The following is a 13,198-nucleotide window of genomic DNA, read 5'->3' as shown; positions in this document are numbered from 1 at the left end:
GGCGGGTTCCAGCGCGGCTCAGTCGGCCTTCTTGCGGATCCAGTAGAGGAAGGTGCCCGCCTCTTCCTGTTGCTGCAGCAGCTCGTGGCCGAGGAAGTTGCAGAACTTGGGGATGTCGCGACGGGTCGAGGGGTCGGTGGCGATGACCTTGAGCAGGCCGCCGGCGGCCAGCTTGCGCACGTGCTGGTGCAGCATCATGACCGGCTCCGGGCAGTTCAGGCCGGTGGCGTCGAGGATCGCGTCTGGGGTGAAGTCAGTCATGGAGGGCTCCGCAAATGATCGCTATTGTGGCGCATAGTGGCGTGTGGACCAAGGGGGGCCATGGGCCCCAATCGCCGGCAAGCCGGCTCCCACAGGTTCAGCGGCGACCCTGTAGGTCGAGCCTGCGCAGATGACAGGTCACTTCCTCACGGTCGTGATACAGCTGCTTGCAGGCAATCGACACCTTCACCTTGCGCGCCTTGAACGTCGCCTCCATGCGATCGAGCAAGCGCCGCACTTCGGCATAACGCTGCTTCATCGGCAACTTCAGGTTGACCACCGCTTCCCGGCACAGCCCCTCGCCCAGCCAGGTCTCGATCAGCGCGGTGGTACGCGCCGGCTTCTCGACGATGTCGCAGACCATCCAGTCCACCGGCTGCTTCGGCTGCCAGGTAAAACCATCGGCCATCAGGTGCTGGACCAGCCCGGTGTCCATCAGGCTTTCGGCCATCGGGCCGTTGTCGATGGCGGTGACCAGCATGCCACGGCGCACCAGCTGGTACGTCCAGCCGCCCGGCGACGCGCCCAGGTCGACACCGGTCATGTCGTCGCCCAGGCGCAGGTCCCAGTGCTCCCGCGGGATGAACTGGTGCCAGGCTTCTTCGAGCTTCAGGGTCGAGCGGCTGGGCGCCTCGCGCGGGAACTTCAAGCGCGGGATGCCCATCGGCCACAGCGCGCTGTTGTTCGCCTCGGCCACGCCCACGAACACCCGCCGGCCACTGATGAAGGTCAGCAGCAAGCGCGGCCGGCTGGCGTCATCGACCAGGCGCCCGGCCTTCTCCAGCGCCTTGCGCAGCGGCACCTCGAACTTGCGGCAGAACGTCGACAGCTCCTTGCCATCGTTGCTGTCCAGCACTTCCAGCCACAGGCTGCCGAACACCGGCAAGCCGGCCAGGTGCTCGAGCAGCACGCTGATGCGATCGCTCTCCGGCAGTTCGATGTAGCTGCCACGGGCCCACTGGCGCGGGAAGATCAGCTGGGCGAAGCGCAACTGCGCCATCAGCCGTTCGGCACCGTCGGCCTCGGCGCACACGAACTCGGCACAGGCGCTCTGCGGCTTGCCTTTGGCATAGCCGGCAACCTCCAGGCGCGCGGCCTGTTCGCTGATCTCGGCGCAGACCTCGCCCTCGAAACCGGGCCGGCAATGCATGAACAGGGTATTCATCTCTCACTCCACTACGGCTGGCGCGCTACGGGCGCCGGCAGGGCGGCGATGATAAAGGAAGTTCGGAACCTGCGACACGCCCCGCCGGTCCAGAAAAGGGTCAGGGGCGCCAAACCGGGCTAACCTGACCATTCAGCCAGGTCCGTGCCGTGCGGGCCGAAACAGAGCGGTGCACCGGCCACGCCAAAGGCCGGGCACCGGTGCATAAGGAGTTGGCAATGCCCTCGCTCGATAGCCTGAACACCCTCAAGACCCTGAAGGTAGCCGACCACACCTACCACTACTACAGCCTCACCGAGGCTGCGCGCCAGCTCGGCGACCTGCAGCGCCTGCCCATGTCGCTCAAGGTGCTGCTGGAAAACCTGTTGCGCTGGGAAGACGGCGAAACCGTGCGCGGCGACGACCTGCGCGCCCTCGCCAGCTGGCTGCAGGAGCGCCGTTCCGACCGCGAGATCCAGTACCGCCCGGCGCGGGTGCTGATGCAGGACTTCACCGGCGTGCCGGCGGTGGTCGACCTCGCCGCCATGCGCGCCGCCATGGCTAAGGCCGGTGGCGACCCGCAGCGGATCAACCCGCTGTCGCCGGTGGATCTGGTGATCGACCACTCGGTGATGGTCGACCGCTACGCCACGCCCCAGGCGTTCGGCGAAAACGTCGACATCGAGATGCAGCGCAACGGCGAACGCTACGCCTTCCTGCGCTGGGGCCAGAGCGCGTTCGACAACTTCCGCGTGGTGCCGCCGGGCACCGGCATCTGCCACCAGGTCAACCTGGAATACCTGGGGCGCACGGTCTGGACCCGTGAAGCGGACGGCCGCACCTACGCCTTCCCCGACACCCTGGTCGGTACCGATTCGCACACCACCATGATCAACGGCCTGGGCGTGCTCGGCTGGGGCGTGGGCGGCATCGAGGCGGAGGCGGCCATGCTCGGCCAGCCGGTGTCGATGCTGATCCCCGAAGTGATCGGCTTCAAGCTGACCGGCAAACTGCGCGAAGGCATCACCGCCACCGACCTGGTGCTGACGGTGACGCAGATGCTGCGCAAGAAGGGCGTGGTCGGCAAGTTCGTCGAGTTTTACGGCGATGGCCTGGCCGACCTGCCGCTGGCCGACCGCGCCACCATCGCCAACATGGCGCCTGAGTATGGCGCCACCTGTGGTTTCTTCCCGGTCGATGAGGTCACCCTCGATTACCTGCGCCTGTCGGGCCGGCCGAGCGAAACCGTGCAGCTGGTCGAGCAGTACTGCAAGGCACAGGGCCTGTGGCGCCTGCCGGGGCAGGAGCCGATCTTCAGCGATACCCTGGCGCTGGACATGGGCGAGGTCGAAGCCAGCCTGGCCGGACCCAAGCGGCCCCAGGACAGGGTCGCGCTGGGCCAGGTCAGCCAGGCCTTCAACCATTTCATCGAGCAGCAGCCCAAGGTGCTGGCCAAGGAAGTCGGCCGCCTGGAAAGCGAAGGCGGCGGTGGCGTGGCGGTGGGCAATGCCGACCAGGCCGGCGAGATCGACTACAGCCACGGCGGCCAGACCCACACCCTGCGCCACGGCGCCGTGGTGATCGCCGCGATCACCTCCTGCACCAACACCTCCAACCCCAGCGTGATGATGGCGGCCGGGCTGGTGGCGAAAAAGGCCCTGGAAAAGGGCCTGCAGCGCAAGCCGTGGGTCAAGAGCTCGCTGGCGCCTGGCTCCAAGGTGGTCACCGACTACTACAACGCCGCCGGGCTCACCCCCTACCTGGACCAGCTCGGCTTCGACCTGGTCGGCTATGGCTGCACCACCTGCATCGGCAACTCCGGCCCGCTGGATGAGGCCGTCGAAAAGGCCATCAGCAGCGCCGACCTCACCGTCGCCTCGGTGCTCTCGGGCAACCGCAACTTCGAAGGCCGCGTGCACCCGCTGGTCAAGACCAACTGGCTGGCCTCGCCACCGCTGGTGGTGGCCTATGCCCTGGCCGGCAGCGTGCGCGTGGACCTGACCAAGGACGCCCTGGGCACCGGCAAGGATGGCCAACCGGTGTACCTGCGCGACATCTGGCCGACCCAGCAGGAAATCGCCGAAGCCGTCGCCAAGGTCGATACCGCCATGTTCCACAAGGAGTACGCCGAGGTGTTCGCCGGCGACGCCCAGTGGCAGGCGATCGAAGTGCCGCAGGCGGCCACCTACGTCTGGCAGGACGACTCCACCTACATCCAGCACCCGCCATTCTTCGACGACATCGGCGGGCCGCTGCCGGTCATCGAGAACATCCAGGGTGCCCGCATCCTCGCCCTGCTCGGCGATTCGGTGACCACCGACCACATCTCCCCTGCCGGCAACATCAAGGCCGACAGCCCGGCCGGGCGCTACCTGCGCGAGAAGGGCGTGGAGCCGCGCGACTTCAACTCCTACGGCTCGCGCCGCGGCAACCACGAGGTGATGATGCGCGGCACCTTCGCCAACATCCGCATCCGCAACGAGATGCTCGGCGGCGAGGAAGGCGGCAATACGCTGTACGTGCCCACCGGCGAGAAGCTGTCGATCTACGATGCGGCCATGCGCTACCAGGCCGAGGGCACGCCACTGGTGGTGATCGCCGGCCAGGAGTACGGCACCGGGTCCAGCCGCGACTGGGCGGCCAAGGGCACCAACCTGCTGGGGGTCAAGGCGGTGCTGGCGGAGAGCTTCGAGCGCATTCACCGCTCCAACCTGGTGGGCATGGGCGTGCTGCCCCTGCAGTTCAAGCCGGGCAACGACCGCAAGCAACTGGGCCTGACCGGCAAGGAGCGGATCGATGTGCTGGGGCTGGCTGGCGCGCAGATCAAACCGGGCATGAGCCTGCAGCTGCTGATCACCCGCGAGGATGGCCAACAGCAGCAGATCGAGGTGCTGTGCCGCATCGATACGGTCAATGAAGTGGAGTACTTCAAGGCCGGTGGGATCCTGCACTACGTGTTGCGCCAATTGATCGCGAGCTGAAGCCTCCGGGGCCGCCCTGCGGCCCCTTCCCCACCTTGCCTTGCAATTAATCATTCAACAAAACCGCTGGCCTGCCGATACCTGTTCAAAGCCTTGCGGATTACACGACCCATGCGTAACAACCAGCCGATTACTCAACGCGAGCGGACCTTCCCCGCCCAACAACGGTTGATCTCCACCACCAACGCCAAGGGTGTGATCACCTACTGCAACGATGCCTTCATCGAGATCAGCGGTTTCTCGCGCGAGGAGCTGACCGGCGCGCCGCACAACCTGGTACGTCACCCCGACGTGCCGGCGGCGGTGTTCGCCCACATGTGGCAAACCCTCAAGCAAGGCTTGCCATGGATGGGCATCGTCAAGAACCGTTGCAAGTCGGGCGACCACTACTGGGTCAACGCCTATGTCACGCCGGTTTTCGACAACAACCAGGTGGTCGGTTTCGAATCGGTGCGGGTCAAGCCCAGCGCCGAGCAGATCCGCCGCGCCGAGGCGCTGTACCAGCGCATCAACCAGGGCAAGACCGCCATTCCGCGCCGCGACAAGTGGCTGCCGGTGCTGCAGGACTGGCTGCCGTTCATCCTGGTCAGCCAGGTCGGCTTCCTGATCGGCAACTGGCTGGGCCACTCCTGGGGCTTCGCCCTGGCCGCTGGCCTGTCGGTGCCGCTTGGCCTGATGGGGCTGGGCTGGCAGCAACGGGGCCTCAAGCGCCTGCTGCGCCTGGCCGAACAAACCACCTCCGACCCGCTGATCGCGCAGATGTACACCGACAGCCGGGGCGTCCAGGCTCGCCTGGAAATGGCCATGCTCAGCCAGGATGCACGCCTGAAGACCTGCCTGACCCGCCTGCAGGACAGCGCCGAACACCTCAGCGAGCAGGCACGCCAGTCCGATGAGCTGGCGCACAAGAGCTCATCGGGGCTGGAGCGCCAGCGCGTGGAAACCGAACAGGTCGCCACCGCCGTCAACCAGATGGCCGCCACCACCCAGGAGGTGGCCAACCACGTGCAGCGCACCGCCGATGCCACCCAGGAAGCCAACCGCCTGACCGCCCAGGGCCGGCAGATTGCCGGGGAAACCCGCGACGCCATCGAGCGCCTGTCCAGTGCCGTGGGCGAAACCGGCGCGACCGTGACCCAGCTGGCCAAGGACAGCGACGAAATCGGTGGCGTGGTAGACGTGATCAAAGGCATCGCCGACCAGACCAACCTGCTGGCGCTCAATGCCGCCATCGAAGCGGCGCGTGCCGGTGAAATGGGCCGCGGTTTTGCCGTGGTCGCCGACGAAGTGCGCCAGCTGGCCCAGCGTACCGCCGAGTCCACCGGGCAGATCCACGGCCTGATCGCCAAGCTGCAGCAAACCGCCAACAACGCGGTGCAGACCATGGAAAGCGGCCACCGTCAGGCCCAGGAAGGTGTCGAGCGGGTCATGCAGGCCGACCAGGCGCTGGTCGGCATCAGCGAGGCGGTGGCCAACATCACCGACATGGCCACGCAGATTGCCGCAGCCACCGAAGAGCAGACCGCCGTGGCGGACGAGATCAGCCGCAACATCAGCACCATCGCCACCCTGGCCGACGAAACCGCCGAACAGGCCCAGCACTCGGCGTTGCTCAGCGAAGCCTTGAGCAGCACGGCAGGCGGCCAGTACTCGCTGGTGGAGCGCTTCAACCGCTAAGTTCGCAGGGCCTCATCGCCACAGGCACTGACAGCTCTGTGGGAGCCGGCTTGCCGGCGATGAGGCCCTCATGGGCTGCAACCGCCTACCAATCCAGCGTCAGGCGGCTTTCGAAGTAGCGCTCCTCGCCCGTCAACGGGTCGCTGAAGCGCAAGCTGTGCGCCAGCAGCTTCAGGGGCCGCTGGTAATCGTCGTGTTCCTCGAGCAGGTCGGGATAGAACGGGTCATTGCAGATACCCGCCCCAAGGGCTGCCATGTGTACCCGCAACTGGTGAGTTTTGCCGGTGACCGGCGACAGGCCGTAGCGCCACAGCTCACCCTGCTTCTCCAGCACCTCGGCGTGGGTTTCGCTGTTATCTACCCCGTCCACTTCATGCATGCGGAAAAACGGCTCGCCGTGCACCAGCCGGCTTTTGTGCACCCGCGGAAACGCGTGCTGGGGCATGGCGGCGGCGATGGCCTGGTAGCGCTTGTCGATACGCCGCTCCGGGAACAGCCGCTGATAGGCGCTGCGGGTTTGCGGGTTGGCGGAGAACAGCACCAGCCCCGCGGTGTGCCGGTCGATGCGGTGCAAGGGCACCAGGTGCGGGTTGTCCAGGCGGCGGATCAAGCGCCGGAGCAAGGTTTGCTCGACGTACTCGCCGGTCGGCGTGACGGGCAGGAAGTGCGGCTTGTCGGCCACCACCAGGTGCTCGTCGACGTGCAGGATGGCCTCCTCCACCGGGATCGGCCGCTCGTTGGCCACCTCACGGAAATAGTGCAGGCGCATGCCGCGCCGGTAAGGCAGGTCGGCAGCGACCGCCTGCCCCTGGGCGTCGAGCACCCGGCCACGGGCAAAACGGTCGAGCCACTGCTCACGGCCAATGGCCTTGAAGTGGTCGCACAGGCAATCGAGCACCGTGGCCCAGTTGCCAGGTGGCAGGCACACCGTGCTGGCTTGCTGGCGGGCAGGGTCGAAGGGGCTGGTCATGGCGTAACTCGAATCGATCAAAGCCGAGCATTATCCCCCAAGCCCGGCAACGCAACCAGCCTCGCCCTCGCTGCGCGCCTTCAGCCAGCGCAATACCTGCACGGGCTCCCAGCGGCCAGGGTCGTAGAGCGCATACAGCAAGCCCTCGTAACCCACCACGTCCAACCCCCGGTGATAGCCGGCACGCTGGAACAGCGCTTCGATCTCGGCGAAACAGGTATTGAAATGGACCTTGCCGAACGGCGTGCGGTCCTCGGTGACCAGGCCTTCAAGGCGCATTTCCAGCACAGCTTCGGCCACCCGCTCTACCGGCATGCGGTTGACGCTGTACTTGAGTTGCTCGACGTTGAGCATGCATTCACCTCGATACTGTATTTATATACAGCATACGAACAAGCGCTTGCCGCCGTCAATGCGGCTTATTGCAGCCCCGGCAGGTAGCCTGTGCCTTTGCGGATGGTCAGCACCTGCCGGCGTGGCGCGGCCTGCGCCACCGACAGGTGCACCCAGCGGTCGAATTCGAGGATCAGCTGGTCGAAGGCCACGGCGCTCTCGCTGACCTGGCGCACCACCTCGCGCGGGGTCATTCCCAATACCGTGAAGTCTGCCGCCAGCCCCTGCACATGCTGGCTGGTGGCCGCGCCGCCAACGCGCTTGTTGACAGCCACGCTGCGGTAGCCGCTGCTGACGACAATCGGCACACCGAACAGGGCGCGTACCTGTTCCAGTACGCTGCACAGCAACTGCAGGTTGGCGCGTGCCTCGGGTGGTGGGGTGTTGTCGAGCCCGTCCCTGGCTGCGAGCTGCGAAACGATCATTTCATCGAGGGTGAAATGAGGGGTGATGAACATGGCTGGATTCCTGACGACCTATGAATGATGCCGGCATCGGTGCGCCGGCACCCGATCATCACAGCGCAGCATTGATCATGGCGCAGGGATACCATTCCCCAGGCGTTTTCACTGCCCCAGAAACGCCACCACCTGTTCGCCATCGAACGGCCAGTGCAACTCGGCACCGGTATCGCTGCGCCGCAGCACCGGGATGGTCAGGCCATAGCGCTCGAACAGTGCCTCGCTGTCGGCGATATCGACCAGCTCGACCAGCAGGCCATGTTCGACAAATGGCATCAGCACGGCTTCGGCCACTTCGCACAAGTGGCAGCCGACAGTGCCGAAGAGTTGGCATTCAGGCAGCATGGAGCAGGACTCGCTAGGCAGGGGACAGACACCTATTCTAGGCCCGCCCCGCCCCTTGCGCACCCTGCCGGGGTCAATCCTGGCTGGTGGCGCCGATGCGGTGCAGCGACAAGTCGGCCCCCTGGAACTCCTGCTCGTGGCTCAGGCGCAGGCCATGCAGGCGGCGGATGAGGCCATACACGGCAAAACCGCCGGCCAATGCCACCACCACCCCCGCCAGGCTGCCGATCAACTGGCTGGCAAGGCTGACCCCGCCCATGCCACCCAGGGCCGCCTGGCCGAAGATGCCGCAAGCGATGCCGCCCCACAGCCCGCACAGCCCGTGCAGTGGCCAGACGCCCAGCACGTCGTCGATCTTCCAGCGGTTTTGCGCAGCGGTGAAGCTCCACACGAACAGCACCCCCGCCACCAGCCCGGTGGCCAGCGCACCGATCGGGTGCATCAGGTCGGAGCCTGCGCAAATCGCCACCAGCCCGGCCAGCGGCCCGTTGTGCAGGAAACCTGGGTCGTTGCGGCCAGCCAGCAAGGCCGCCAGGGTGCCGCCGACCATGGCCATCAGCGAGTTGATCGCCACCAGGCCGCTGACACCCTGCAGGGTCTGGGCGCTCATCACGTTGAAGCCGAACCAGCCGATGATCAGGATCCACGAGCCCAGGGCAAGGAACGGGATGCTCGACGGCGCAAAGGCCACCAGGCGGCCGTCGCGGTAGCGCCCGCGCCGCGCCCCCAGCAGCAGCACGGCGGCCAGTGCCAGCCAGCCGCCCATGGCATGCACCACCACCGAGCCTGCAAAGTCATGGAACGGCGCACCGAAGCACGCCTGCAGCCAGCCCTGGATGCCCAGGTTGCCATTCCACACCACGCCTTCGAAGAAGGGGTAGATGAACGCCACGATCAATGCCGTTGCGCACAGCTGCGGGACGAAACGCGCGCGCTCGGCGATGCCGCCGGAGATGATCGCCGGGATCGCCGCCGCGAAGGTCAGCAGGAAGAAACACTTGACCAGGGCATAGCCGTGGTCGGCCGCCAGCTGCGCCGCCGGCTGGAAGAAGTTCACGCCGTAGGCGATCCAGTAGCCGATGAAGAAATACACCAAGGCCGAGATGGCGAAATCGCTGAGGATCTTCGACAGGGCATTGACCTGGTTCTTGTGGCGCACCGTGCCCACTTCGAGGAAGGCGAAGCCGGCATGCATGGCCAGCACCAGAATGGCGCCCATGAGGATGAACAGGGTGTTGGAACCGTGGACCAGGGAGTCCATCGCGCTGTGGGTGTTTTCCATGAAAGAGGCAGACCTGCTGAAAAGGCACCAGGACAGTTCAAGCGCCTGCATCCCTGCACCGAATCGGTGCCAGCTCCTTGCCCAGGTTTTCCGGCCCGGGCGAAGCCTGCAGAGTTTTTTCTTGGGTTTGTCGTGGATTGGGTTAAGGTTTATCGGTACGCGCCGGGCGCGCTCGCCCTGAATCGGCGCACAACCCCAGGCACTGCCCCGGGTTGTGGCAAGCGCCATCGGGCAATGGCTTAGCAAGGCCTGTACCAGCGCCGCACTGAACCTTCGGCGCACCGGCAAACTCGAATGATCTACACACCACACAGGGAGAGAGCCCCATGGCCAGCAAATCGGCAAAGACTGCACAAGACATACTGATGGCTGACTTCCAGGCCTTGGTCCGTGATACCGAGAAACTGCTGGCTGACACCGCCAACCTGGCGGGCGACCAGGCCGACGAATTGCGCGGGCAGATTCACGACCGCCTGACCCAGGCCCGCGAGACCCTGCAGCTGACCCAGGAGTCGGTGAAGGAGCGCGGCGAAGCGGCGCTGGGTACGGCCGAGCAGTACGTTCAGGACAACCCCTGGCAGGCCATCGGCATCGCCGCCGGTGTCGGCCTGCTGATCGGCCTGCTGGCCAATCGGCGTTGAGGAGCCCCCATGGAGAATGACGCCATTGCCAGCGGCGCCTCGGGCAAGCGCCTGGGCGCGGCACTGCTGGGGCTGCTGCACAGCCATATCGAACTGTTCGGCATCGAGTTGCAGGAGCAGAAGGGCCGCACCCTGAGCCTGCTGCTGTTCGCGGGCCTGGCGCTGGTGTTCGCGCTGCTGCTGCTCACGGCGCTGTCGGGCCTGTTGCTGGTGCTGTTGTGGGACAGCTATCGCCTGGCCGGCATCGTCGGCCTGTGCGTGTTCTACGGCATCGCTGCGCTGTATTGCGCACTGCGGCTCAAGGCTGCGGTGTTCGACGAGTCGTCGCCCTTCGGTGCCACCCTCGAAGAACTTGCCAAGGACCGGGAGCGCCTGCTGCCATGAGCCTGCCTGAACTGCCGAACACCCGTAACCCAAGAGAATTGCGCAAGGCCCTGCTGCGTTTGCGCATGGAGATGCACCGCCAGGAAATCCGCCACGAATCCGGGCAGCTGCTGCAACCGTTGCAGCGCCTGCGCGGCATGGGCGGCTCGCTGCACGAAGGCCTGGGCATCAAGCACGCGCCGCTGTGGGGCATTGGCGCCGTAGTAGCGCTGGGCTTTCTGACCGGCAAGGGCGTGCGCAGCGGCAACCTGTCGCGCCTGGTGCGCCTGGGCAGCAGCCTGCTGCCGCTGGTACGCCTGTACCTGCAGGCAGGCCGGCGTCCCTGACCCTGTGCACCGCTGGCTGGCCAGCGGTGCCTGCCCACCCTTGCGCAGCCCTGCCTGACACAGGATGCTATGCCCTTCGATCGACAGGAGACCGCGCCTTGGACTGGCACACCCTGCTCACCCGCGAGCGCCTGGGCAAAGCCCTGTACAGCTCTGAAGAACTGGGGCGCAGCCCCTTCCACAAGGACCACGACCGGATCATCTTCTCAGGCGCGTTTCGCCGCCTGGGGCGCAAGACCCAGGTCCACCCCGTTACCAGCAATGACCATATCCATACCCGCCTGACCCACTCGCTGGAGGTCAGCTGCGTCGGCCGCTCGCTGGGCATGCGCGTGGGCGAGACCCTGCGCGACAGCCTGCCCGACTGGTGCGCGCCCAGCGACCTGGGCATGATCGTGCAGTCCGCCTGCCTGGCCCACGACATCGGCAACCCGCCCTTCGGCCACTCTGGCGAAGATGCCATCCGCCACTGGTTCCAGCAGGCCGCCGGGCGTGGCTGGCTGGACGACATGAGCGACGACGAGCGCGGCGACTTCCTCAATTTCGAAGGCAATGCCCAGGGTTTTCGGGTGCTGACCCAGCTTGAGTATCATCAGTTCGATGGCGGCACCCGGCTGACCTACGCCACCCTCGGCACCTACCTGAAGTACCCCTGGACGGCGCGCCACGCCGACGCCCTGGGCTACAAGAAGCACAAGTTCGGCTGCTACCAGAGCGAGCTGCCGCTGCTCGAGCAGATCGCCCGCAAGCTGGGCCTGCCGCTTCTGGAAGAGCAACGTTGGGCGCGCCACCCGCTGGTGTACCTGATGGAGGCCGCGGACGACATCTGCTATGCCTTGATCGACCTGGAAGACGGCCTGGAAATGGAGCTGCTGCACTACGCCGAGGTCGAGGCGCTGCTGCTCGACCTGGTGGGTGACGACCTGCCGGAAACCTACCGCCAGCTCGGCCCGTCCGATTCGCGGCGGCGCAAGCTGGCGATTCTGCGTGGCAAGGCCATCGAACACCTGACCAACGCCGCCGCCCACGCCTTCGTCGAACAGCAGCAGGCACTGCTGGCCGGGCAGTTGAGCGGCGACCTGGTCGAGCACATGCATGGCCCGGCCAAGCGTTGCGTCCTGCAGGCCAAGGACATGGCGCGCAACAAGATCTTCCAGGACAAACGCAAGACACTGCACGAGATCGGCGCCTACACCACCCTGGAAATCCTGCTCAACACCTTCTGCGCCGCGGCCCTCGAACAACAAGGCGGGCGCACGCCCTCGTTCAAGAGCCGCCGGGTGCTCGACCTGCTCGGCAACAGTGCGCCCAACCCGCATGACTCGCTGTACAAGTCGTTCCTGCGCATGATCGACTTCATTGCCGGCATGACCGACAGCTATGCCAGTGAGATGGCGCGGGAAATGACTGGCCAATCGACCCCGTCCTGAATGCCTGCGATGCCGCCTGGCGCGACTGCCGGGCGGTTTTTGTAGGATGCTTCCTACAGTCGACGTTCAATCATTAAACACTGGCGAACAACTCGACGTTACGGGCATTGAAAATAGCCTGAACTCGGAATTGTTTTATTACACTTCGTGGCGCAAGTTGCTTTGTGTTGTAGGCAATTTCCCATAACGCCGCATTCGCCTCTCCACGCGTCCCCGACAACTTTCAACTGCGTTAAGGTGCGCCCTGCCTTCGTCATCCGCCGCAGGGAACTTGCACATGTATTCCGTATTCATAGTCGATGATCACCCGGTCATTCGCCTGGCTGTCCGTATGTTGCTCGAAAACCAGAGCTACAAGATCGTCGGCGAGTCCGACAATGGCGTAGACGCCATGCAAATGGTGCGCGAAACGCTTCCAGACCTGGTAATCCTCGACATCAGCATCCCCCGGCTGGACGGCCTCGAGGTGCTGTCACGCTTCCAGGCCATGGCCCTGCCCTCCAAGGTACTGGTTCTTACCGCGCAATCACCGGCGCTGTTCGCCCTGCGTTGCATGCACTCAGGCGCCGCTGGCTATGTGTGCAAGCAGGAAGACCTGAGTGAATTGCTCAGTGCAATAAAAGCCGTACTTGCCGGCTACAATTATTTCCCCAGCCAGACCGTCAACAATGGCCCGCAATCAGCGCAAGCCGACCTCAAACTGTTCCGCCAGGTCAATGATCGCGAGTTGATGGTGCTGCAACTTTTTGCCCAGGGAAGAAGCAACAAGGAAATCGCCTCCGGCATGTTTCTGAGCAACAAGACCGTCAGTACCTACAAGAAACGCCTGATGCAGAAGCTTCAGGTCGACACCCTGGTCGACCTCATCGAAATGGCCAAACGCAACGCGCTGGTCTGAGGCAG

General features: G+C 65.3%; 14 protein-coding genes. 7 read left to right on the top strand and 7 right to left on the bottom strand.

Annotated features, from left to right (window positions below):
- Positions 1–18: 18 nt before the first annotated feature.
- Complete coding sequence (gene tusA / locus ACIPG5_RS00905; RefSeq protein WP_176511658.1) at positions 19–261, bottom strand: sulfurtransferase TusA; 243 nt, start codon at positions 259–261, stop codon at positions 19–21.
- Between the two features lie 97 nt (positions 262–358).
- Positions 359–1,426, bottom strand: coding sequence for a 23S rRNA (cytidine(2498)-2'-O)-methyltransferase RlmM (gene rlmM / locus ACIPG5_RS00900; RefSeq protein WP_314618298.1), 1,068 nt, complete (start codon positions 1,424–1,426; stop codon positions 359–361).
- Between the two features lie 218 nt (positions 1,427–1,644).
- On the opposite strand from rlmM, the gene acnA reads away from it, so the two are divergent.
- Together acnA and ACIPG5_RS00890 are read left to right on the top strand one after the other, a co-directional pair.
- Positions 1,645–4,386, top strand: a complete 2,742-nt coding sequence (gene acnA, locus ACIPG5_RS00895; RefSeq protein WP_236235573.1) for an aconitate hydratase AcnA — start codon at positions 1,645–1,647, stop codon at positions 4,384–4,386.
- 111 nt (positions 4,387–4,497) lie between these two features.
- Positions 4,498–6,063, top strand: coding sequence for a PAS domain-containing methyl-accepting chemotaxis protein (locus ACIPG5_RS00890; protein ID WP_176517733.1), 1,566 nt, complete (start codon positions 4,498–4,500; stop codon positions 6,061–6,063).
- 85 nt (positions 6,064–6,148) lie between these two features.
- On the opposite strand, the gene ACIPG5_RS00885 is transcribed toward ACIPG5_RS00890, so the two are convergent.
- The 5 genes from ACIPG5_RS00885 to ACIPG5_RS00865 form a co-directional block, all read right to left on the bottom strand.
- A complete protein-coding gene (locus tag ACIPG5_RS00885) occupies positions 6,149–7,033 on the bottom strand; it encodes a pseudouridine synthase (protein WP_401372865.1) in 885 nt (294 codons plus the stop codon).
- A 30-nt stretch (positions 7,034–7,063) separates the two neighbouring features.
- On the bottom strand, positions 7,064–7,387 hold the full coding sequence (locus tag ACIPG5_RS00880) for a transcriptional regulator (protein WP_176517735.1): 324 nt from the start codon (positions 7,385–7,387) through the stop codon (positions 7,064–7,066).
- Positions 7,388–7,452: 65 nt separating this feature from the next.
- Entirely contained in the window at positions 7,453–7,884 is a 432-nt protein-coding gene (locus tag ACIPG5_RS00875) for a D-Ala-D-Ala carboxypeptidase family metallohydrolase (RefSeq protein ID WP_176517736.1), read from the bottom strand.
- Between the two features lie 108 nt (positions 7,885–7,992).
- Positions 7,993–8,232 carry a glutaredoxin family protein gene (locus tag ACIPG5_RS00870; RefSeq protein ID WP_176517737.1) on the bottom strand — a complete coding sequence of 80 codons (240 nt, stop codon included), beginning with the start codon at positions 8,230–8,232 and terminating at the stop codon, positions 7,993–7,995.
- Between the two features lie 73 nt (positions 8,233–8,305).
- Positions 8,306–9,514 carry an ammonium transporter gene (locus ACIPG5_RS00865; protein WP_401372862.1) on the bottom strand — a complete coding sequence of 403 codons (1,209 nt, stop codon included), beginning with the start codon at positions 9,512–9,514 and terminating at the stop codon, positions 8,306–8,308.
- 326 nt (positions 9,515–9,840) lie between these two features.
- Here ACIPG5_RS00865 and ACIPG5_RS00860 point away from each other — a divergent pair, with 326 nt between their 5' ends.
- The 5 genes from ACIPG5_RS00860 (at position 9,841) to ACIPG5_RS00840 (ending at position 13,193) form a co-directional block, all read left to right on the top strand.
- On the top strand, positions 9,841–10,155 hold the full coding sequence (locus tag ACIPG5_RS00860; RefSeq protein ID WP_176517739.1) for a YqjD family protein: 315 nt from the start codon (positions 9,841–9,843) through the stop codon (positions 10,153–10,155).
- Between the two features lie 9 nt (positions 10,156–10,164).
- On the top strand, positions 10,165–10,539 hold the full coding sequence (locus ACIPG5_RS00855; RefSeq protein ID WP_176517740.1) for a phage holin family protein: 375 nt from the start codon (positions 10,165–10,167) through the stop codon (positions 10,537–10,539).
- On the top strand, positions 10,536–10,865 hold the full coding sequence (locus tag ACIPG5_RS00850; RefSeq protein ID WP_176517741.1) for a hypothetical protein: 330 nt from the start codon (positions 10,536–10,538) through the stop codon (positions 10,863–10,865). Before ACIPG5_RS00855 ends, ACIPG5_RS00850 begins: the two co-directional genes overlap by 4 nt.
- 98 nt (positions 10,866–10,963) lie before the next feature.
- Positions 10,964–12,295 (top strand): deoxyguanosinetriphosphate triphosphohydrolase, encoded by a 1,332-nt coding sequence (locus ACIPG5_RS00845; RefSeq protein WP_401372859.1) that lies wholly within the window; start codon positions 10,964–10,966, stop codon positions 12,293–12,295.
- Positions 12,296–12,572: 277 nt separating this feature from the next.
- The gene (locus ACIPG5_RS00840; protein ID WP_176517743.1) at positions 12,573–13,193 is read left to right on the top strand and encodes a response regulator transcription factor; all 621 of its coding nucleotides are present in this window, start codon (positions 12,573–12,575) and stop codon (positions 13,191–13,193) included.
- Positions 13,194–13,198: the final 5 nt, after the last annotated feature.

This window comes from Pseudomonas sp. NPDC087029, from assembly GCF_044745345.1.
Classification (GTDB): domain Bacteria; phylum Pseudomonadota; class Gammaproteobacteria; order Pseudomonadales; family Pseudomonadaceae; genus Aquipseudomonas; species Aquipseudomonas faucium.
The sequence above is the reverse complement of the archived record's forward strand: the minus strand, read 5'-3'. Positions and strand labels throughout refer to the sequence as shown.